Below are 20,625 nucleotides of genomic sequence, written 5' to 3'. Positions count from 1 at the left end.
TTCATCTCCCCAGGTCGAGCGTGAGTTTGGTGGCGGCGAACGCCTCGGCGTAGCGGGCGTGGCATTCGATGCCGCGGATGCGGGCGAGGCCGAGGAAGGTCTCGCGGTCGTACCAGGGGCGGTGCCGCTGGGACGGGTAGTGCTCCTGGAGCAGCCGCACCTTGTCCTCGGCGGTCTCCGGCGTGAGCGGCTGGTAGGCGTTCGGGCGGCCGAGGTCGCCGTCCCACTTGGCGATCTCGTAGCCGAGGACGAGGTGGTCGCGGAAGGCGGTGGTGATCAACTGGGCGAGGCCGCGGTGGTCCTGGTGGGCGTCGTCGGTGCGCGGGGCGAGCAGCAGGTCCGGGTCGGTCGCCAGGCGCAGCTCCTCGACGGCGGCCTTGGCCTCCTCCCAGCGGGCCGGTATCCGGCCGTCGGGCAGCTTGAGGACGGTCAGGCGGAGGTCGGCGCCGGGGCAGAAGGCGGCGAGTGCGGTCGTCTCCTCCTGCTCCCGCTCCCCTCCCCCGCCGGTGAGGACCAGCGCGTCGACACGGAGGCCGGGCCTTGCCCGGCACAGGGTCAGCAGGGTGCCGCCGGCGCCGATGGCGATGTCGTCGCAGTGCGCGCCGACCGCGGCGATCCGGTCCAGGCGGCCGGCGCCGAGCCGGATCACGCCCTCGCTCCGACGCCCGTGAGGCCGGTCGGCACGCCGTCCTGTTCCCACACCGCCCACGGGCGCTCGCCCCGGGCGTACGCCTCGTCCAGCGCGGCCCGTTCCTTCACGGTGTCGGTCGGCTTCCAGAAGCCGCGGTGCCGGTGGGCCACCAGGCGGCCCCGCTTGGCGAGTTGGGCGCAGCCGTCGGCGACCAGGTCGCCGTTCTCCGGTATGTGGTCGAAGACCTCCTGGCGGAGCACGAAGTAGCCGCCGTTCTCCCACAGCGGCAGTTCGCTCACCGCGGTGATGCCGCCCACCAGGCCGTCCTCGCCCAGGTCCACGCAGTGGAAGGAGGACTGCGGCGGCACCACCATCATCGAGGCGCCCGCGTCGCGCCGGGCGAAGTTGTCGATCATCTCCGGCAGCGGGGCGTCGGTGAGCACGTCGGCGTAGTTGGCGAGGAACATCTCGTCGCCGTCCAGGTGGTGGCGCACCCGGCGCAGCCGCTCCCCGATCGGGGACTCGATGCCGGTCTGCACGAAGGTGATCGTCCAGGAGGCGATGTCGGTGGACAGCAGCTCGGTCCGGCCGCCGCGCAGCACGAAGTCGTTGGAGGTCGTCTCCTCGTAGCTGAGGAAGAAGTCCTTGATGTGGTGGGCCCCGTAGCCGAGGCACAGGATGAACTCCGTGTGCCCGTAGTAGGCGTAGTAGCGCATGACGTGCCAGATCAGGGGTCGCGGGCCGACCATCGCCATCGGCTTCGGCACGTCGTCGGTGGAGCTGTTGCGCATGCGCAGCCCGTAACCGCCGCAGAACAGGACGACCTTCATGACTTGACCTCGACAATGCTCAGTTCGGGGATGGGGAAGACCAGCCGGCCGCCCCACTCGTGCACGAAGGACAGCTGCTCGGCCAGCTCGGTGCGCAGGTTCCAGGGCAGTACGAGGACGTAGTCCGGCCGGTCGGCGGCGATGCGGTCCGGCGAGAGGATCGGGATGCGGGTGCCGGGGGTGTACCTGCCGTGCTTGTAGGGGTTGCGGTCCACGGTGTACGGGAGCAGGTCGGGCCGGATGCCGCAGTGGTTGAGCAGGGTGTTGCCCTTGCCGGGGGCGCCGTAGCCGACGACCGTCTCGCCGCGCTCGGCCGCCTCGATCAGGAAGCGCAGGAGGTCCCGGCGCACCTTGGCGACCCGGGCGGAGAACTGGGTGTACCCGGACAGCTCCTGGAGCCCGGCGGCCTTCTCCCGGTCGAGGACCTCCGCCACGCGGCCGGACGGCTCGCCGGCCGCCTCGGCGGGCCGGGCCCACAGCCGGATGGAGCCACCGTGCGTGGGCAGCAGCTCGACGTCGACGAGGGTGAGGCCGCCGCTCGCCAGCGCCCGGGCGGCGGAGGCGACCGTGTAGTACTGGAAGTGCTCGTGGTAGATCGTGTCGTACTGGTTCTCCTCGATCAGGGTGAGGAGGTGCTGCACCTCGACGGAGACCCAGCCGTCGTCGGCGACCAGGGCGCGCAGGCCCTCGGTGAAGCCGGTCACGTCGGGGATGTGCGCGTACACGTTGTTGGCCACGACCAGGTCCGCCGGTCCGTGTTCGGCGCGGACGGCCGCGCCGGTGGCCGGGTCGAGGAAGGCGGTGAGCGTGGGCACGCCCGCCTCCCGGGCGGCGGCGCCGACGTTGACCGACGGCTCGATGCCCAGGCAGCGGATCCCCCGGTCCACCAGGTGCCGCAGCAGGTACCCGTCGTTGCTCGCCACCTCCGTCACGAAGGCGTCGGGGCCCAGGTCCAGGCGGTGCACGGCGTCGGCGACGAAGGTGCGCGCGTGCTCCACCCAGGAGGTCGAGTAGGAGGAGAAGTACGCGTACTGCGTGAACGTCTCCTCCGGTGTGATCAGCGGCGGGAGCTGCGCCAGCCAGCAGTCGGTGCAGACCCGCAGGTGCAGCGGGTAGGCGGGCTCCGGATCGTCCAGCTGGTCCGCCGCGAGGAAGCTCTCGCACGGCGGGGTCGCCCCCAGGTCGACGACGCTCGTGAGCGCCGCCGAGCCGCAGAGTCGGCATCGTGTCATCTACTGCCCCTGTTCCCCCCTGCCCGTGCGGGTGTCCCCGCCGCGAGCCAGTGCCGACCGTCCCGCGATCGCGGTGCGGTACCCCTCCACCAGGCGCTCCAGGCCGACGGCGGGGCTGAACCCCTGCTCGTAGCGGCGCCGGGCCGCCCGGCCCATCTCCTCGTTGCGGTCCCGGCCGGCCGTGATCTCCCGGATGCGGGACGCGAGCGAGGCGGACTCCCCCGGCCGGTGCAGCAGGCCGGTCACCCCGTCCTCGACGAGTTCCACGAAGGCACCGTGGCCGGCGGCGACGGCCGGGACGCCCGCCGCCATCGCCTCCACGACCACCAGGCCGAACGCCTCCTGCCACGTCGAGGGCGCCACCACGGCGACCGCGCGGGCGACGGCCTCCCGGCTCCGGTCGGCGTCGTACAGGCCGACGTGGTCGACGTCGTCCCGGCCCGCCGCCCAGGCGGTCACCTCGGGTTCGAGCGGCCCGGCGCCGGCGATCACCAGCGGAACGCCGACGCCGCCCCCGGCTGCCAGTTCGTCCCACGCGGCCATGAGCAGCCGCACGCCCTTGGCCTCGGCCAGCCGGCCGAGGTAGAGCAGGTGCTCACCGGGGCCGTCGCGGCGGGCGGCCGGGTCGGGCACGAAGTTGTGCTTGACCGCCAGCCGTTCGGCGGGCATGCCGGAGCGCACCAGGACGTCGCGCTGCGCCGCGGAGATGCAGAAGAAGCGCTCCACGCCGGTCCACCACCGGCGCCGGTTGACCGACAGGCCGACCGCCAGCGGCACCGTCGCCAGGCGCGAGCCGCGGTAGCAGCCGTGCCGGACGGCGGGCAGCGGCGACCCACCGACGCACTCGGCGCACGGCCGCCCGTCGCGCTGGAGCGTGCCGGGCGGGCAGACCTGGCCGTAGTTGTGCAGGGTGGCGACGGCGGGCACGCCGGCGTCGGCGCAGGCGGCGAGGACGGCGGGCGAGAGCAGCGGGAAGACGTTGTGGACGTGCACCACGTCCGGACGCTCGGCGCGCAGCCGGGCGGCGAGGGCGGCGCGGACGGCCGGGTTCCACGGCACGCGCAACGGCACCGCGGCCTTGCCGAGCAGCGAGAGCGCGGCGATGTCGTCGCTGCGCCGCTCGAACACCCCGACCCGGTGGCCGGCCGCGCGCAGCAGCGCCACCTCCTGGTCCACGACCTTGTTCTCGCCGCTCGGCTGCGCCGAGGCGTAGTGGTTGTGCACGACGAGGACGTGCATGCTCAGCCCACCTCCGCCTGGCGGGCCCAGCGCGGGGCCCGCCGTCGGGGCAGCGCGGGCGGTGGGAGCGGGGCCGCCTCGGCGGGCACCGCGAGCAGCGAGGCGGCCACGGCCAGGTGCAGCAGGTAGGGCGAGGCGTCGCCGAGGCCGGCCTCGGTGTAGGAGGCGATGGCGCAGTAGCTGATGAGGAAGATGGCGCAGGCCCTGGGCAGCGACGGTGGCCGCAGCAGCGCGACGCCGCCGAGCACGACGACGACCGCCGCCACCAGGACGACGCCGGTCAGGCCCTGTTCCTGGTAGACGGCGAGCCAGCTGTTGTCGATGGGCAGTCCGCCGAACGACTTGTCGCCCAGGCCGGTGCCGAACAGCTGCTCCAGGGGCGTGCGGGGCGCGGCCAGCAGGGCGTCCCAGACCTTGGCGCGGCCGGTGAGGCTGGCGAAGTTCTCCTGGCTCTGCCCGCGCAGGAACCACGCCTGCAGCCAGGAGCCGAACGCGACCGCGGCGACCGCCGCGACCAGCACCGCTCCGACGAAGAAGCGGCGGGCGGCGGCGCTGGTCAGGACGAGCGAGCAGATGGCCAGCGCCAGCCCGGCGAACAGGCCGAGCGTGGCCGTCCGGGTGTGGGTCAGCGCGAGCAGGACGAGCGAGGGCACGATGATCACCGCGGCGCCGGTCCGGTCGGTGCGGCGCCCGACCAGGAGCAGCACGGTGAGCCCGATGATGACCGCGGCGTACTGCCCGATCTGCGGCGGGGTCAGCGGCCAGAGCGCGCCGACCAGCCGGCCGCCGTACAGGTCGGGCAGGGCGGCGCCCGGCGAGACGAGGGCGCCGGCGGCCACCGAGCCGAGCACCGCGAAGTACATCCGGATGTGGTGCCGGACGAACGTCAGCTCGCCGTCCCACCAGCGGCTGAGCAGCCACAGCGTGCCGACGAAGAGGGCGAGGCGGGCGCAGCGGAACAGCGCGCCGAAGCCGGATTCCAGGTTGGCGCTGGAGATCACGCTGGGCACCAGGAGCAGGGTGAGCAGCAGCACGTAGGCGCTGGGCCGGACGCGCAGGCGGAGGTTGACCGCGAGCGCCAGCGCGAAGGCGGCGACCAGGGCGCCCATGGTGACCATCTGGATGAGGGAGCGGGGCAGCGGGACGATGGTCCTCGCCCCGGCGGAGCCGAGGGTGTTGAGGACCAGCAGGCCCCAGACGACCCCGACCGTCTTCGGCGCGCTCATCTCACTCACCGGTCCCGGGGTCGAGGGTGCTGCCCGTGTCCTGCTGGTAGGGCGCGCCCTGCCACTGCGTGAAGTCGACCACGTGGTCGGGGTCGTGGGTGACGAAGCGCCACGGGCCCTGGTAGACGTTGTCGTGCCAGCGGTTGTGCTGCTTCTGGGTGATCGCGTCGGCCACCCGCCTGCCCTGGTAGGGCGACCAGTCCGGGTAGGTGCCGTAGTTGGCCAGCACCGCCATCCGGTCGCACCTGACCGTGCACTCCAGGACCGCCTTGTCGAGTACGAAGCGGTTGTCGTGGATGTCCACCCGCTGGGTCTTCCACCGGCAGTCGGCGTAGAGCGGCGCGGTGGCGATGGCCGGCCTCGCGCAGCGGCTGGTGCCGTGCACCAGGAGGGTGCAGTCGCCGGAGGAGGTGTTGGCCGGGCTGTTGCAGAACCGGTCGGCGTTCTCCCAGAGGGTGATGCCGGACCAGTTGTCCTGGAGCAGGTTCCGGTAGATCTCGATCTTGTCGGTGCGGGCCGGGACGCGCGGTTCGCCGCCGGACTCGGACAGGTAGACCGTCGCGTAGGGGAAGGAGTCGCCGCGGTCGGCCTCGCGGCGGCCCTCGACCCAGTTGTTCCGCCGGATCGTGTTGCCCCGGATGACCGCGTTGTAGCTGGTCTCGTAGATCAGCGCGGCACCGTCGTTGGCCTCCAGGACGTTGTCCTCGATGCGGAAGTCGTTGTTGTTGGTGTCCGCCCACAGCCCGGTGCCGCGGTTGTCGTGCACCCAGTTGCCGCGCACGTCGGCGCCGTCGACGGCCCAGAACTTGACGCCCCCGGTGCAGCCGCAGCCCTTGCGGCGGCGCTCCCAGTGGTCGGTGTTGTTGCCGGTGATCTCGTTGCCCTCGACCACCAGGCCGGTGATGCGGCCGGTGGCCTTGTACGCGTTCATGCCGTACTGGCCGTTGTCTCGCAGGCAGCTGGCGCGGACCTGCTGGCGGGCGCCGGCCATCAGTCCGGCGCCGGAGTTGTCCCGGATCACCGCGTGCTCGATCACCCACCCGTCGGCCGAGTCGTGGTTGACCACGCCCTCGTCGGGCGGTGCCACGAAGTGCCGGACGGTCAGGTGGCTGACGGTGACGTCGCGGGCGGTGCCGCCGAAGGCGTACTGGTTCTTCTTGCGACCGTCGAGCACCGCGCCCGGCGCGCCGAGGTAGCGGTCGCCCTCCTTGGGGATGACCTGGGCGTAGCGGTCCGGGTCGAGCCGGTGCGTGCCGGGGCGGAGCCAGAAGGTGGTGTGCGGGGGGCTGCTCTTCGTCTTCGCCGCCAGGTCGCCGACCACCGCGGGGTCGACGGTCACCGCGCCCGCCGGTGCCTTCGCGGGGCCGGGCGCCGGGTGGGCGCACACGCGGGCCACGGGCGCGGCCGGGGCGGCGGCCGGCTTCGGCGAGTCGCCGGGCGTGCCCTCGCAGCCGGCCAGTGCCGGCAGGGCGAGCACCAGCGTCGCCGCCGCCGCCCGGATCCGATGCCGCCTCCTGCTGCTCACGCGTCCCCCCGGTCGCGGAAGGTGAGCACGGTGGTGAAACCCCGCGGGCCCCCGCCGGCACCCGTGCCCACCAGGGTCGTGGCGGGTTCCTTGCGCCCGAACCCGGCGGAGTACCAGCCCAGCGGCGGGTCGCTCTCGCCGCGGTGCGCCCGCCACTCGAGCCCCGCGGGCAGGTCGAGCACCGCGGAGCGGTCCTCGCCGTCGAGGGTCCAGGTGAGCACGGCCCGGTCGCCCGCCAGATCCGCGGTGATCGCCGGGCCGAGATGGAAGGCGAGTCGCACGGTCCGACGGGGGCCGCGCACCTCGTCGTGGATCGTCACCTCTTTGGTGACGCCCGTCAGTTCGACCCGGCGGCGGTGCACCGAGCCCGGGTAGCCGTCGTGCTCGGCGCACCAGCGGGCCACCCCCTCGCCGGCCACCCCCTCGCCGGCCGGCTCCGCGACGAGGACCCGGCTGCGGGCGTGCCGGGTCCACAGGAAGGGGCCGCCGGAGGCGGACTGGTCGGCGTCGTCCAGGGACAGGGTGTTGTGGCCGAGGGTGGAGCGGAAGTAGCGCCGCCACGCGGGCTGCCCGTGGTAGCAGTACGTCCCCGGGTCGGCGAGTACGTCGACCCCGTCGTGCCGGACCTCCACGGAGAGCGCGTCGGCGTGGGCGTGGGCGGCGATGGAGAGGAAGCCGTGCGGGCCGCCGTCGCAGCGGCACCAGATCTCGCCGGGCCCGCGCAGGAGGGTCAGACCGGCGTCGGCGAAGTGACCCGGCCGGGTCGCCGGCCGGGCGGCACCCTCCGACGGGCGGGGCCGGATGAGCGCGGCGAGCAGTGGGGTCCGCAGGTCGGTGCCGGTCACCGTCGGCCACCAGGCGAGCCGGCCGAACACGGCGTCCCCGGTGGCCAGCAGGGAGGCCCAGCGGTCGGTGCCGGCGCCGTCCACCACCAGGCCGTGCCCGTCGTCCGCGTCGCCCTGGCGCGGGGGCCGCAGCCGGTTGTCCACGACGGCGGCGAGCGCGTCGGTCATCCGCAGCAGCACCCTCGGGAGGGAGGCCGGGACCGGCACGCCGGCGGCGTCCGCCTCGGCGAGCGCGGCGAGGCCCAGCTCCAGGACCAGGCCGTGGTACTCGGTGGCCAGCTCGCGGTTGAGCCCGGAGGGGAAGGTGTTGGCCCGCAGGTGCCGGTCGAGGGAGCGCAGCGCGTCGGCCCGCAGGCGCGCCGAGTCGGGGAACCAGCCGAAGGCGCAGGCCGCGGCGAACTGCCCGGCGGCCTCCGCGACGGCGTGGTTGTTGGCGGAGGAGCCCCTGCTGGGGAAGGCGGCCAGCCAGCGCTGGTGGTGCCAGATCTGGCCGCGCGCCACCGGGTTGTCCTCGAACAGGGCGGCCGCACCGGGCCAGCCGTCGAGCAGCCGGCGGATCCACACCCAGGACAGCAGCCGGATGCCCAGCTCGATGCCGCTGGTCCAGTGCACCCCGCGCAGCGGCGTGTTCGCCGCCCACCACGAGCGCAGGTGCGCGGCCACCCGCTCGGCGTACCGCACGTCGCCGGTGGCGGCGTAGGCGGCGGCGAGGACGGTGAGGTACTGGTGCCGGGACGGCTCCCAGATCTGCTTGATGTCCCCGACCGCCGCCTCGTCCCGGTAGGGCACGTCGAAGGCGTAGCCCCACGGCGCCCGGCGCCCGGTTCTCGGGTCGCGGCACCAGTCCGGGTCGGCCATGTCGTCGCGGACCACCCCGAACCACTCGGCCCGCCCGGCCAGCAGCCGGTCGGCCTCGGCGGTCAGGCGCTTCACCGCGTCCGGCGGCAGCGCGGCGACGGTCCCGGCGGGCAGTACGGCGGTGAACCGGGCGCCGGTGACCTGCGGGGCGTCCGGCGGGCGGACCGTCCGCCAGCGCCGTCTGCGCAGGGTGTCGCCCGCCCGGCCGCCGATCTCCCGCGGCCCCATGCGGGACAGCCGGCGCAGGTACCAGCCCGCGCTCATCGTCATCGCGCGCTCGCCAGTCTCACCGGGGCGCCGGCGGCCAGTCCCGCCCGCACGGCGAGGGTGGCGGAGGTGGTGGCGACCAGCGACTCCAGCGGCACCGGCATCGGCCCGCCGGTGCGCACGGCCCGGACGAAGGCGGCCAGTTCGGCGGACTGGCCCTTGTCCCTGGCCTTCGGCAGGCGCGAGCTGACCCACTTCTGGGGGCCGTGCACCGAGGCGCGCACGAAGTCGTCCAGGCGCAGCACCTTGCCGTCCGCGACGAGGTCCAGGGTCTCCTTGGGGAAGCCGGGCGCGCCGGTGGTGACGTAGCTGATGGTGGCGGTGGACCCGTCCGGGTAGCCCAGGACGACCTGGAGGTCCTCGCCGCCCGGGGTGGCGACCGGGTACACCGAGACCGGGTCGGCGTCGAGGAGCCAGCTCACGGTGTCGATGAAGTGGCCGCCCTCACCGGCGAACCGCGAGCCCTCGGTGCCCTGCCGGGCGTACCAGCTGCCCTGCCCCAGTCGGCCCGCGTTGACCAGGTAGCGGACGCTCGCCGGTCCGGTCCGGGTGCCGAACCGCTGCCTCGCCTCCCGCAGCAGGGGCGCGAACCGGCGGTTGAAGCCGACCTGGATCCGGTCGTTGCGGGACTCCTCCACGGCCGCGAGCACGCCGGCCAGCTCGTCCTCGGTGAGCGCCAGCGGCTTCTCCACGAACACGGCCTTGCCGGCGAGCAGCGCCTTGCGGGTCAGCTCGGCGTGCGAGCTGTGCCGGGTGACCACGAACACCGCGTCGACGGCAGGGTCGCCGAGCACGGCGTCGAGGTCGGTGGTGGCCTCGGCGAAGCCGAACTTCCGCCGGGCGTTGGCCGCGGACAGCGCCGTGGTGGTGACGACCGTCGACAGGGTGACGCCGTCGCGCCGCGCCAGGTGCGGCAGCAGCATCGAGGTGGCGTAGTTCCCGGCGCCGACGAACGCCAGCCGCACCGGCGTCCTCGTGGCGGTGCGGGCCGGAGCTCCGGCACTGCGGCGCACCGCGGGCACGGTCACTTCGGGGACCGCCTCGGGCTCCGCCGACTGCCCGGGGTAGCGGAACAGCACGGCCACCGCCTTCAGGTCGCCGTCCTCCAGGCGCCGGTACGTCTCCACCGCGTCGTCGAAGGCGGCGGTGTGGGAGACCAGCGGCGCCACGTCGACACGGCCGCGGGCGGCGAGGTCGAGGAAGCAGGCGAGGTTGCGGCGCTCGGTCCAGCGCACGTAGCCGATCGGGTAGTCCCGGCCGTCCAGTTCGTACTCCGGGTCGTAGCGCCCGGGGCCGTACGAGCGGGAGAAGCGGACGTCCAGCTCCTTCTCGTAGTAGGCGTTCCACGGCAGGTCCAGGCGGCACTTGCCGATGTCGACCACCCGGCCGCGGTCCCGGCTGAGCCGGGCGGCCAGCTCGACGGGCTGGTTGCTGCCGCCGCCGGCGGCCAGATACACCTGGTCCACGCCGTGCCCGCCGGTGAGTTCGGCGACGGCGGCCTCCACGGCCGTGGAGGCGGGGTCGCCGCAGGCCGCGGCGCCCAGGCGCTCGGCCAGCGCGCAGCGCGCCGGGTCGGGGTCGGCGCCGACGACCCGGACGCCCGAGGCGGTGAGCAGCTGCGCGACCAGCTGCCCGATCAGGCCGAGGCCGATGACCAGCGCCGTGTCGCCGAGCTGCGGCTCGCCGCGGCGGACGCCCTGCAGGGCGATGGAGCCGACCGTGCCGAAGGCCGCGTGCGCGGGGGCGAGGCCGTCCGGGACGGGGGCGTAGAGGTTCTTGGGCACCCAGTTCAGTTCGGCGTGCAGGGCGTGCTCGTTGCCGGCGCAGGCCACCAGGTCGCCGGCCTTCACGTCGTCGATGCCGGCGCCGACCTGCTCGACCACGCCGCACAGCGAGTAGCCGAGCGGTGTCCAGGAGTCCAGCTTGCCCATCACCTTGCGGTAGGTGGCGGGCATCCCGTTGACGGCCACGCTCTGCATGACCTTGGCCACCTGGTCGGGCCGGGAGCGGGCCTTGCCCAGCATCGACATGCCGGCCTCGGAGACCTTCATCAGCTCGGTCCCGGTGGAGATCAGGGAGTAGGAGCTGCGGACCAGGACGCCGCCGGGCCTGCAGCCCGGCGCCGGCACGTCGAGCACCGCCAGCTCGCCGCTCTTGTAGTTCTGCACTACCTGCTTCACCCGTGCTCCTCTTGATTCCACGCCGTCAGGCCGCCCGGCCCCGGCCGGAGCCGGAGGTCGCGCCGCGATACCAGTACTCGAGGGTCAGCACATGCCAGAGATGCTTGGAGAAGTCCCGCTGCCCGGCGGCGTCCTCGGCGACCATGCGGGCCAGCGCGTCGCGGCGCAGCAGCCCGGAGCCGACGAGCGCGCCGTCGTTCACCACCTCGCGCACCAGCGGCGCGAGGTCCCGGCTCATCCAGGCCCGCAGCGGGGCGCTGAACAGGCCCTTGGGCCGGTAGACGATCTCCCGGGGCAGGATCGAGGTGGCCGCCTCCTTGAGGACGGCCTTGCCCTGCCGTCCGACGATCTTGCGGTCGCCCGGCACGGTGAACGCCGCCTTGACCACCTCGACGTCCACGTAGGGCACCCGCACCTCGGTGGAGGCGGCCATGCTGGAGCGGTCCGTGTAAGCGAGGTTGAGGCCGGGCAGGAACATCCGCGCGTCGCCCAGGCACATGCGGTTGACGAAGTCGTCCAGGTCGTTGTCCCCGTAGACGTCGGCGTGCTCGGTCAGCACGTCGTCGACCGTCCCGGCGAGGTCGGGGTCGACCAGGGCGAGCAGTTCGGCCCGGTCGTACATGGTGTAGCTGCGCCGGAACGCGGTCTCCTCGGGCAGGCCGGCGAAGGAGAGGAACCGTTTCGCGAAGCGCACGGAGCGCAGGCCCCGGCGGGCGGTGGCGACCGGCAGCCGGTCGACGGCCGCGGACAGGCCGCTCCGCAGGGGGCGCGGGACGCGCTGGTAGCGCAGCGCGATCAGGTTGGCGAGGTGCTTGCGGTAACCGGCGAACAGCTCGTCGGCGCCCATCCCCGAGAGCATCACCTTGACCCCGGCCTCGCGGGCGGCCGAGCAGATCAGGAAGGTGTTGATGGCGGCGGGGTCGCCGATCGGTTCGTCCAGGTGGTGCGTCATCCGGGGCAGCAGGTCGAGCACGTCCGGGGCGATCTCGATCTCGTGCAGGTCGACGCCGAACCGCTCGGCGACCCGCCGGGCGTGGCGCAGGTCGTCGGGCATCGCCTCGAACCGGGCGTCCTCGGCGCGGAAGCCGATGGTGTAGGCGGAGATGCCGGGCCGGTGGCGGGCGGCAAGCGCGGTCAGCCAGCTGGAGTCGAGGCCGCCGGAGAGGAAGGTCGCCACGGGCACGTCGGAGAGCAGGTGGCGCCGGGTCGAGTCCTCGACGACGGCGGCCAGGTCCGGCGTCTCGCCGGCGCGGGCCCGCTCCTGCCCCTCGGCGGCGACGTCCTTCAGGTTCCAGTACCGGCCGCGCTCCACCCGGCCGTCGGGCCGGCAGCGGAGCCAGCTGCCCGGCGGCACCTTCTCCGCCTCGCGGTACGCGCAGCGCGAGTCGGGGACCCAGTAGTAGAGGAGCGAGGCCACCAGCGCGGCCGGGTCCACCTCCAGGGTCCCGCCGGTCGCCGCGGCGAGCGCCTTCAGCTCGGAGGCGAACACCAGGCCCTCGCCGCGCCGGAGGACGAACAGCGGCTTGACGCCGAGCTGGTCGCGGGCGAGCACCAGGTCGCCGGTGCGCTCGTCGAAGATCCCGAAGGCGAACATGCCGCGCAGCCGGGGCAGGCAGTCGGTGCCCCAGCGCCGCCAGGCCTCCAGGAGCACCTCGGTGTCGGAGGTGCCGCGGAAGCGGACCCCGGCGGCGGCCAGTTCGGCGCGCAGCTCGGGCGCGTTGTACAGCTCGCCGTTGTACGTCAGGGCGAGCCCGTCGGAGACCATCGGCTGGGCGCCGGTCTCGGACAGGTCGACGATGGCCAGCCGGCGGTGCCCGAGCTGGACCTCGCCGTCCCCGGCGCGGTGGCCGTAGCGGCCGGCGCCGTCCGGGCCGCGGTGGGCCAGGGTCTCGGTGAGCCGGTCGGTCACGGCCTTGCCGTCCGGCCAGCGGTACGTGCCTGCGATGCCACACATGTCCTACCGCACCTCCTGGTCGCTGTCCGGCACGCGTACCGCCCAGGAGGGCCGCTCGGCCGGCGCCCTGCCCGTCCCGTTCTGCCGGGCCGGGCGCTCGGTGCGGCCGCGCAGCGCCATGTGCTGCCCGTCCCACAGGGTGCCGTCGGTCCGGTCCCGCGGGTCGGGGTCGATCAGCACGACGCCGAGCACCGGGACCAGCAGGTCGGCGAGTTGCCGGGCCACGGTGTGCAGCCAGGCGGCGCTGCCGTGGCCGGCGCGGACGACGAGCACGGTGCGGGTGCCGAGGTCCGGCAGGCCGGTCCACGCCGTGCCGGGCGCGAGTGAGCCGACGCCGATCCTGCGGGTCCCCCGGGGGACGGCGGCGGCGTCGCCGGGCCCGACGACGGCCGGGTCGCCCGGCTTGCGGCGGCGGTCGGCGCGCCGTGCGCCCGGCAGCGCGTCGACCACGACCACCGGCCCGTCCGCCGCGAGGACCCGGGCGAGGTCGAGGGCGATCGCGCTCGCGCCGCGCGCGCAGCCCAGTTCGAGGAGCGACACCGGTTCGGCGGTGCCGCGCACGGTGCGGGCCAGGGTCGCGGTGAGCCGTTCGCGGGCCGCCCGGGCGCGCCGGCGCCGCCACGGCGCGGCCGACCGGTGGGGGCGGCGCACTTCCGCGACGACGGAGGCGCCCAGGTTCGCCGCGATCTCCCGGCGCAGCACGGGCCGGTCGGCCACCACCGTGCCGACGGCGGCGACGGCGAGGCCGAGGACGAGCCCGAGGACGAGCCCGATCACGGCGTCGGTGGCGGCGGTCCTGGGCAGGGAGTGCCGCACCGCGCGCGGGTCGTCCACGATCTGGGTGCCGGCGACGACCTTGGGCGTGCCGGTGCGGGCCTCGGCGGCGCGCTGGTCGAAGTCGGCGATCCGCGAGTTGAGTTCGGCCCGGCGGGCGAAGAGCGACTCTATGCCCGCCGACGCACTCGGGTCCGCGTCCGCGGAGCTGTCCCCGATCTGCGCGTTGACCTGGGCGAGTTCGTCCCGCATCCGGTCCCGCTGCTCGCGCAGGGCCTTGGCCTCGGCGTCGGCGGCCTCGCGCATGCGCCGCACGTGGTCGGCGACGAAGGCGTCCGCCAGCGCCTCGGCCCGGTCCACCGCCTGGGCGTCGCTGGCGCCCGTGACGTCGATCTTCAGGAGGTTGTTGGTGAGGCCGGTCCCCCGGTAGTCCCGCATGAAGTCCTGAGGTGCCTGCGGGGAGTTGAGGGCCCGCAGGGCCTGGCCGGCGATCCGCGTGGTGTGCAGCAGCTCCACGTCGGTGCGGATCAGCGTGCCGGTGTCGTTGGGCTGGTCCGCCTGGTGGGCGACCAGCACCGTGGCCGTCGCGGCGGGCGCCGGCGGGCGCAGCACCGCGAGTGCGCCGCCGGCCAGCAGCCCCAGGAGCGCCAGGGTGCCCCACAGGCGGCGGCGCCTGCGCACCGCCACCACCAGGGAGTGCAGGTCCAGCAGGTGGACGGCCGGCGAGGACTCCGGCGCCGTACGCGTCGTCATACCGAGCCTCCGGTCACCTGGCCGGGCACGGCGAGCGCCAGGGTGGCGTCGTCCGGGAGCCGGCCGCCGGTCCGCGCCGGGCGGCCCAGGACCGGCCCGGCGACGACGACGCCGACGACCTCGTGTCCGCCGTCCGCGCACGCCTCGGCGAGGCCGGCCAGCTCCCCCGCGGTCCAGTCGCCGGCGCTCAGCACGAGCAGGGCGCCGGTCTCGGTCTCGCGGTCCGGCACCATCGGCCGGTCCACCGGGACCGCCACCACGCGCAGCACCGGGTCGCCCTTGGCCTCGGTCACGAGCTGACCGGCCGCCCGGCGGGCGATCTCGTCGCCGTCCGGCACGACGACCAGCAGCCGCCGGGGGATCGGCAGGCGCTCCCGGAGCCGGGCGCACACCCGCCGGCAGCGGATCCGCCGGCCGGCCTCGTCTCCCGACTCGCGCGGGGCCGGCAGGTCCCACCGGGTGTCCGCGCCGAGCAGCCGGCGGAGCCGGGCTCGCGGGCCGAGGCCGCCGGGACCGTCCGGGCGCCGTCCGGTGGGCACGTCGAGGGTGCCGAGCAGCGGGGCGCGCAGCGCGGCGGCGATCTCGTCCTCGGTGCGCAGCCGCCGGTCCATCCGGGCCGCGGCGAGGTGGCCGACGACCGAGAGCAGCAGGAACAGCAGGGCCCCGGCGGCGACGAACTGCGTCCGCGTCGGCGGCGCCTCCTCGGTGGGGCGGGCCGCCGGGCCCATGACGACCAGGCCGGCCCGGCCCGCCGCCGGGTCGGCCTGCTCCAGCTTCGTCATGGCCTCCTCCAGCGAGGTGCGCAGCTTCTCCAGCGTGGTGCGCGCCTGCACGCTCTCCACGGTCTGCCCGGGGTCGGCCGCGTCGGCCAGGTCGGTGATGCGGCGGTTGGTCTCCAGCACCTTCTGCCGCAGTTCCTCGGCCCCGGTGGCCGCGTCGGGGTCGCCGCCGTCGCCCGCGATCTGCGCGGCGAAGGCGACGAACTGCTGGGCGACCTGGTCGGCGAGGAGCTGGGCGCGCTCCGGGGTCTCGGCGGTGCCGGAGATCTTGATGATGTTGCCGTCGGCGGCCGTGGCGCCCACCCGGTCCCGCAGCTCCGCGCCGTCGACGCCCCGCCAGCCGAGCTTGCCCGCGACCCGGTCGGTCACCGACGAGCTGGTGGCGATGTCCACCTGGGTGAGCAGCTCGCGCTCCTCCCACTGCCCGGGCAGCAGGACCGACGCCGACGCGGTGTAGCGCGGCGGGAACAGCACCGAGGCGCCGTAGCCGACGAGCGCGCCGAGGACGGTGAGGACGGCGAGCAGCCGCCAGCGCCGGCGCAGGATGCGCCCGACGGTGGCCAGCCGAATGGTGTCGTCGCTCAACGGCGCCGCCTCCCCCCGCGCCACGCGGCCTCGTAGGCGGCGAGCAGCGCCTGCTGGGAGTGCTGCCAGGACAGCGGCCCGGTCACCCGCTCCTGGCCGAGCTTGCCCATCTGGGCCCGTTTCTCGGGGTCGTCCATCAACTGCGCGATGAGCGCGGCGAACGCGGCCTCGTCGTTGGCCGGCGCGTAGAGGGCGGCGTCGCCGGCGGAGACGCGCGCCTCCTTGAGGTCGAAGGAGACGATGGGCCGGCCCATCGCCATGTACTCCAGGACCTTGTTCATGGTGGAGACGTCGTTGAGCGGATTGCGCGGGTCGGGAGAGAGGCAGATGTCCGCGGTGGACAGGTGGCGCACCAGGTCGGCGTCCGGGATGCGCCCGGTGAACTCGACCTGGCCGGTGAGCCGGAGCCGCCGGGACAGCTCCGTCATCGCGTCGAAGGCGTCGCCGGAGCCGACGAACACCGCGTGCCAGTCGGTCCGCCCCAGCTCGTCGCGGAGCTTGGCGAGGGCCCGCAGGGCGTAGTCGACGCCGTCCTGGGGGCCCATCACGCCGAGGTAGCACAGCAGATGGGGCTTGCCGCGCTTCAGCTCCGGCTCGGGCGGCACCGGCCGGAACCGGTCGGTCTGCGGGGCGCTGCGCACCACGAAGACGTCCGCGGGCCGCTTGCCGCCGCGGCGCACCGCGGTGTCCCGGTAGCTCTCGTTGGTGGCGAGCACGACGTCCGCGGCCCGGTAGGTCAGCCGCTCCAGCGCGCACACGGCGCGGTAGAGCAGGTCCTGGCCCCGGTCGAACCGGGAGAGGTACAGCTCGGGCACCAGGTCGTGCTGGTCGAAGACGAACCGCGCGCCGCGCCGCTTGAGCCACAGGGCGGGCAGGAAGAGCAGGTCGGGCGGGTTGCAGGCGTGCACCACGTCGACCGGGCCGACCCTGCGGGCCAACCGGAGGGTGTGCCACAGCGCCGAGCCGTACTCCCTGGGGTAGCCGGCCGGTCCTCCGGTGGCGGCGCGCAGCGGGTAGCGGTGGATGCGTACGCCGTCGACCTCCGCCTCGGTCTCGGTGTCGCGCTTGGTGCCCTGCGGGCAGATGACGTGCACCGTCCAGCCGGCGTCGCGCAGGGTGGTGCACTCCTGCCAGACCCGCCGGTCGAAGGGCACCGACAGGTTCTCCACCAGGATCAGCGCGCGCCGCCCCGGCCGGCCGCCGCCCCTCGTCCCGCCGGGGGCGCTCGTGTCACCAGGCAAGGCCCACGTACCCCGGCTCGGTCCGGCGCGCGTCGGCGTCGGGCAGGCGGACGAGGTCGACGATCACCGGGCCTTCGCCGTGCGGCAGCGCCGAGAGGACGGCCGGGTCCTTGGTGCCGACGAGGCATGCCTCCGCGTGGTCGAGGACCTCCTCCACGGAGTCCGCGAGGAGCTGCGCGAGGTGCGGCAGCCGGCTCTCGATGTACTCCCGGTTCGCGCCGAGCAGCCGGGAGAGGCTGACGTTGGCGTCGTAGATCTTCAGGTCGTACCCCTTGCCGAAGAGCCGCTCGGCCAGCTCGACCAGCGGGCTCTCGCGGAGGTCGTCGGTGCCGGGCTTGAAGGACAGCCCGAACAGGCCGACCCGGCGCTTGCCGGTGCGCTCGACCAGCTCCACCGCGCGCTGGAGGTGGTCGGAGTTGGAGGGCAGCACGTGGGACAGGATGGGCACCGAGACGTCGGCCCGGTGCGCGGCGTGGACCAGGCTGCGCAGGTCCTTGGGGAGGCACGAGCCGCCGAAGGCGAAGCCGGGTCTGAGGTAGGCGGGGCTGATGTTGAGCTTGCGGTCGGCCAGGAACACGTCCATCACCTGGTGCGAGTCGACGCCGAGCGCCTGGCAGACCGCGCCCAGCTCGTTGGCGAACCCGATCTTGAGGCCGTGGAAGGCGTTGTCCGCGTACTTGATCGCCTCGGCCGTCGGGATCGGCACCCGGAACACCTCGCCGGGCAGGCTCTCGTACAGCGCCGCCACCACGTCGCCGCTCGCGGACTCGAACTCGCCGATGACGGTCTTGGGCGGGTCGAAGAAGTCCCGCACGCTGGTGCCCTCGCGCAGGAACTCCGGGTTGACCGCGACCCCGAAGTCCACCCCGGCCGTGCCGCCGGCGCTCTTCTCCAGGATCGGCACCAGCAGGTTCAGGCAGGTGCCGGGGAGCATGGTGCTGCGGAAGACGACCGTGTGCCGGCCGCCCCGCTCGGCCAGCGCGGCGCCGATCTCCTCGGTGACCCGCTCCAAGTAGGTGGTGCACAGGCTGCCGTTGGGCTCCGAGGGCGTGCCCACGCAGACCAGCGACACCTCGCTGCCGGCCACGGCCTCGCCGACGTCCGCGGTGGCGCGCAGCGCCCCGGTCCGCACGACCTCGGCTGTCAGCTCGCCGATCCGTTCCTCCACCACCGGGGCCTTGCCGTCGTTCACCAGGTCGACCTTGGCCCGGTTCACGTCCACCCCGATGACCTCGTGCCCCATGCCGGCCAGGCACGCGGCCGACACGCAGCCCACGTAGCCGAGCCCGAACACGCTGATCCTCATGACCCGTCCCTCCCCCCGGGCAGGCCCTCGCGGCCTGCCCTCCGGGCGCCCGTCTCGGGGCGGTCCCGGCGCATCAGTAGGCCCCCTGGCCGTGCAGCACCGCGCGCAGCGTCTTCCACAAGATCACCGAGTCCAGTGCCAGCGACCAGTCCTCCACGTACCGCAGGTCGAGGCGGACCGCCTCGTCCCACGGCAGGTCGCTGCGCCCGCTGATCTGCCACAGGCCGGTGAGGCCCGGCTTGACCAGCAGCCTCCGCCGGATGTCCGGGCCGTAGGCGGCGGACTCCTCCGGCAGCGGGGGCCGCGGCCCGACGAGCGACATCGACCCGGTGAGCACGTTGAACAGCTGCGGCAGCTCGTCGATCGAGTACCGGCGCAGCACCGCCCCGACCCGGGTCACCCGCGGGTCGTTGCGGAGCTTGAACAGCAGCCCCGAGCCCTCGTTGTAGAGGGCAAGCCCGGCGCGTGCCCCGTGCGCCCCGGCGACCATGGTGCGGAACTTGAGGATGGTGAACTCGCGGCCGTCCTTGCCGACCCGGCGCTGGCGGTAGAACGCCCCGCCCCGGCTCTCCACCAGCACGAGCAGCCCGACGAGCACCATCAGCGGCGCGAACACCATCAGCAGCAGCGCCGCGCCCATCCGGTCGACGACTTCCTTGACCGCGCGCCGGCCCCCGGTGAAGGCGGGCATGCTGACGCGCAGCAGCGGGATGCCGAGCACCGCGTCGACGTGCAGCCGCGGTCCGGCCACCTCCATCAGCACGGGGGCCACGACCATCTCGGCGTCGCTGCCTTCCAGGTTCCAGGCCAGGCGCTGCAGGCGGTCCGGTGACCAGTGCGGGTCCGGGGTGACCGCGACGACGCGGTAGCCGTCGCGGCGGACGTGGTTCGCGACCTCCGTCAGCCGCCCGACGACCGGTACGCCGTCCAGCTGGTCGCCGTCGGGCCCGAGACCGTCCGTGGTGCACACCGCGTCCACCCGCCAGCCGAGGTGCGGGAACTTGCGGGTGCGGGTGATCAGGTCCCTCAGGGTGTCCGGGCTGCCGGCGGCGAGCACCGGGCGCAGGCAGTGGCCGTCGTTGCGCCGCCGGTGCAGGGCGAGGCGGAGCAGATAGCGCGCTGTCATGGTGACGAGCGCTATGGCCGGTATGGCGACGAAGATCCAGAGCTTGATGTTGCGGGAGGTGAGGGCGATCCCGCCGAGCGCGAGCACGACCGTCGCGGCGAACAGGGCGCGTCCGAGGCGGCGGAACTCCTCGGCGCCCTGGCCGAGCACGGCGGGCGCCCAGGCCCGGCCGACCGCGAGCGCCGCCAGCACCAGCAGTTCGGTGCCGAAGGCGAGGATGCCCCACTTCTCGTGCCAGTTGGCCGCGTCCCTGGCCCCGAAGAACTGGCCTATGGCCGCCACCACGAAGGCGGTGACCGCGGTGTCGCCGGCGATGACGGTACGCCGGTAGCGCTGCTCCCAGTCACTCGCCGACCCGCTGACCGCCCCGTCCGCCGGACGCCCGCGCGTCGGCGGAAAAGGGCGTACTAGTCCCCCCTGCCGCACAGAAACCCCCCGGTCCCCAGTGGTTCGACGTGATCACGCCCCGCGCGCTGCCCCTCCCCCCGGGAGGCCCCCGCCTCCCGCATATGCGCGGGTCCTATAGATCATCATTTGTCGCGTCGTGTCCCAGCATGTGAGCACGGTCAATGTAGACCATGGCGGCCCGGCTGAAGAGGGGGATGTGTGGAATTCGTAGGCAAGTTTTGAAGGTCGATCTTCAAATCGATGCCCGCTTTAGTGCGTTTTGGCGACGCTCGCACCCGCTCTGACCTGCAATGACGTCACGTCACTGGGTCACGACCACTGGTAACCGCCGAGCCGCCCGACGGGACCGCGAGCGACCCGTCTGGTGGATCTTGTCGGCTCTTGGCGGATTCCGTCGAAGTCCACGCGGCGCGCACGCGGGGCGAGAGAATGCGGGGGATACTGGGACCGGAGCATTTCGGCGGCGTCGCTTTGTGGGATAGCACAATCACTTCCGAGACGCGCGGTCGGCCCGTTCGTGGCTTCCCCTAGACCCGTCGCCGATTGGCGCAGGGCGTCTTGACCGATGAACTCGCAGCAACTTAGCTACCAATGCACCGACTCGATGAGGTAACCGGAAGGAGGCGACGTCGGATGACCACCTGCTCCGATCTGCATCGCCTCGCCCAGCAGAGCGCCTGGGTCCCGGGTCGGGTAGCGCACGGCTGCTGAGCAGCCCTTTCGCCGGCCCGTCCGTTCGCGGCCCGGCGGCCTTCGCCCCTGCCCCGCTCCCCGCGCGTCTTCGCGCGCCGGTCCGCGCCCAGGGTTCTCCACTGCGTCAACTGCGTCACCGAAAGAGAAAGCCCCTGCAATGGCGACTACGGTAA

The 20,625-nt window shown here is 74.1% G+C and carries 14 protein-coding genes; all 14 read right to left on the bottom strand.

The window, feature by feature from the left end; translation table 11 throughout:
* Window position 1: 1 nt before the first annotated feature.
* Window positions 2-649, bottom strand: a complete 648-nt coding sequence (locus ACGFZL_RS09745; protein WP_393690349.1) for a PIG-L deacetylase family protein — start codon at window positions 647-649, stop codon at window positions 2-4.
* On the bottom strand, window positions 646-1,461 hold the full coding sequence (locus ACGFZL_RS09740; RefSeq protein WP_393690348.1) for a glucose-1-phosphate cytidylyltransferase: 816 nt from the start codon (window positions 1,459-1,461) through the stop codon (window positions 646-648). The genes ACGFZL_RS09745 and ACGFZL_RS09740 overlap by 4 nt, the downstream gene beginning before the upstream one ends.
* Complete coding sequence (locus tag ACGFZL_RS09735) at window positions 1,458-2,693, bottom strand: class I SAM-dependent methyltransferase (RefSeq protein ID WP_393690347.1); 1,236 nt, start codon at window positions 2,691-2,693, stop codon at window positions 1,458-1,460. Before ACGFZL_RS09735 ends, ACGFZL_RS09740 begins: the two co-directional genes overlap by 4 nt.
* Window positions 2,694-3,932, bottom strand: coding sequence for a glycosyltransferase (locus ACGFZL_RS09730; protein ID WP_393690346.1), 1,239 nt, complete (start codon window positions 3,930-3,932; stop codon window positions 2,694-2,696). It lies immediately after the preceding gene.
* A 2-nt stretch (window positions 3,933-3,934) separates the two neighbouring features.
* A complete protein-coding gene (locus tag ACGFZL_RS09725) occupies window positions 3,935-5,158 on the bottom strand; it encodes an O-antigen ligase domain-containing protein (RefSeq protein WP_393690345.1) in 1,224 nt (407 codons plus the stop codon).
* A 1-nt stretch (window position 5,159) separates the two neighbouring features.
* Window positions 5,160-6,683 (bottom strand): right-handed parallel beta-helix repeat-containing protein, encoded by a 1,524-nt coding sequence (locus ACGFZL_RS09720; protein WP_393690344.1) that lies wholly within the window; start codon window positions 6,681-6,683, stop codon window positions 5,160-5,162.
* A complete protein-coding gene (locus ACGFZL_RS09715) occupies window positions 6,680-8,656 on the bottom strand; it encodes an alginate lyase family protein (protein ID WP_393690343.1) in 1,977 nt (658 codons plus the stop codon). The genes ACGFZL_RS09720 and ACGFZL_RS09715 overlap by 4 nt, the downstream gene beginning before the upstream one ends.
* Window positions 8,653-10,833, bottom strand: coding sequence for a bi-domain-containing oxidoreductase (locus ACGFZL_RS09710; RefSeq protein ID WP_393690342.1), 2,181 nt, complete (start codon window positions 10,831-10,833; stop codon window positions 8,653-8,655). The genes ACGFZL_RS09715 and ACGFZL_RS09710 overlap by 4 nt, the downstream gene beginning before the upstream one ends.
* 25 nt (window positions 10,834-10,858) lie before the next feature.
* Window positions 10,859-12,787 (bottom strand): asparagine synthase (glutamine-hydrolyzing), encoded by a 1,929-nt coding sequence (gene asnB, locus ACGFZL_RS09705; protein WP_393690341.1) that lies wholly within the window; start codon window positions 12,785-12,787, stop codon window positions 10,859-10,861.
* Window positions 12,788-12,790: 3 nt separating this feature from the next.
* Window positions 12,791-14,314 (bottom strand): Wzz/FepE/Etk N-terminal domain-containing protein, encoded by a 1,524-nt coding sequence (locus ACGFZL_RS09700; protein WP_393690340.1) that lies wholly within the window; start codon window positions 14,312-14,314, stop codon window positions 12,791-12,793.
* The gene (locus tag ACGFZL_RS09695; protein WP_393690339.1) at window positions 14,311-15,678 is read right to left on the bottom strand and encodes a Wzz/FepE/Etk N-terminal domain-containing protein; all 1,368 of its coding nucleotides are present in this window, start codon (window positions 15,676-15,678) and stop codon (window positions 14,311-14,313) included. Before ACGFZL_RS09695 ends, ACGFZL_RS09700 begins: the two co-directional genes overlap by 4 nt.
* Window positions 15,675-16,919, bottom strand: coding sequence for a glycosyltransferase family 4 protein (locus ACGFZL_RS09690; RefSeq protein ID WP_393690338.1), 1,245 nt, complete (start codon window positions 16,917-16,919; stop codon window positions 15,675-15,677). Before ACGFZL_RS09690 ends, ACGFZL_RS09695 begins: the two co-directional genes overlap by 4 nt.
* The gene (locus ACGFZL_RS09685; protein ID WP_355169299.1) at window positions 16,909-18,225 is read right to left on the bottom strand and encodes a nucleotide sugar dehydrogenase; all 1,317 of its coding nucleotides are present in this window, start codon (window positions 18,223-18,225) and stop codon (window positions 16,909-16,911) included. The genes ACGFZL_RS09690 and ACGFZL_RS09685 overlap by 11 nt, the downstream gene beginning before the upstream one ends.
* A 73-nt stretch (window positions 18,226-18,298) precedes the next feature.
* Entirely contained in the window at window positions 18,299-19,777 is a 1,479-nt protein-coding gene (locus ACGFZL_RS09680; protein WP_393690337.1) for a sugar transferase, read from the bottom strand.
* Window positions 19,778-20,625 lie beyond the last annotated feature (848 nt).

Source organism: Streptomyces sp. NPDC048182, assembly GCF_043202555.1.
Lineage (GTDB): Bacteria > Actinomycetota > Actinomycetes > Streptomycetales > Streptomycetaceae > Streptomyces.
Note: the sequence above shows the minus strand (reverse complement) of the source record. Positions and strands in the feature narration are given on the sequence as shown.

Bases quoted from the DNA above. Each gene is read 5' to 3' on its own strand.
- ACGFZL_RS09730 (WP_393690346.1), bottom strand. From the start codon at position 3,932: ATGCACGTCCTCGTCGTGCACAACCACTACGCCTCGGCGCAGCCGAGC.
- ACGFZL_RS09700 (WP_393690340.1), bottom strand. From the start codon at position 14,314: ATGACGACGCGTACGGCGCCGGAGTCCTCGCCGGCCGTCCACCTGCTG.
- ACGFZL_RS09740 (WP_393690348.1), bottom strand. From the start codon at position 1,461: ATGAAGGTCGTCCTGTTCTGCGGCGGTTACGGGCTGCGCATGCGCAAC.
- ACGFZL_RS09735 (WP_393690347.1), bottom strand. From the start codon at position 2,693: ATGACACGATGCCGACTCTGCGGCTCGGCGGCGCTCACGAGCGTCGTC.
- ACGFZL_RS09725 (WP_393690345.1), bottom strand. From the start codon at position 5,158: ATGAGCGCGCCGAAGACGGTCGGGGTCGTCTGGGGCCTGCTGGTCCTC.
- ACGFZL_RS09715 (WP_393690343.1), bottom strand. From the start codon at position 8,656: ATGACGATGAGCGCGGGCTGGTACCTGCGCCGGCTGTCCCGCATGGGG.
- ACGFZL_RS09685 (WP_355169299.1), bottom strand. From the start codon at position 18,225: ATGAGGATCAGCGTGTTCGGGCTCGGCTACGTGGGCTGCGTGTCGGCC.
- asnB (WP_393690341.1), bottom strand. From the start codon at position 12,787: ATGTGTGGCATCGCAGGCACGTACCGCTGGCCGGACGGCAAGGCCGTG.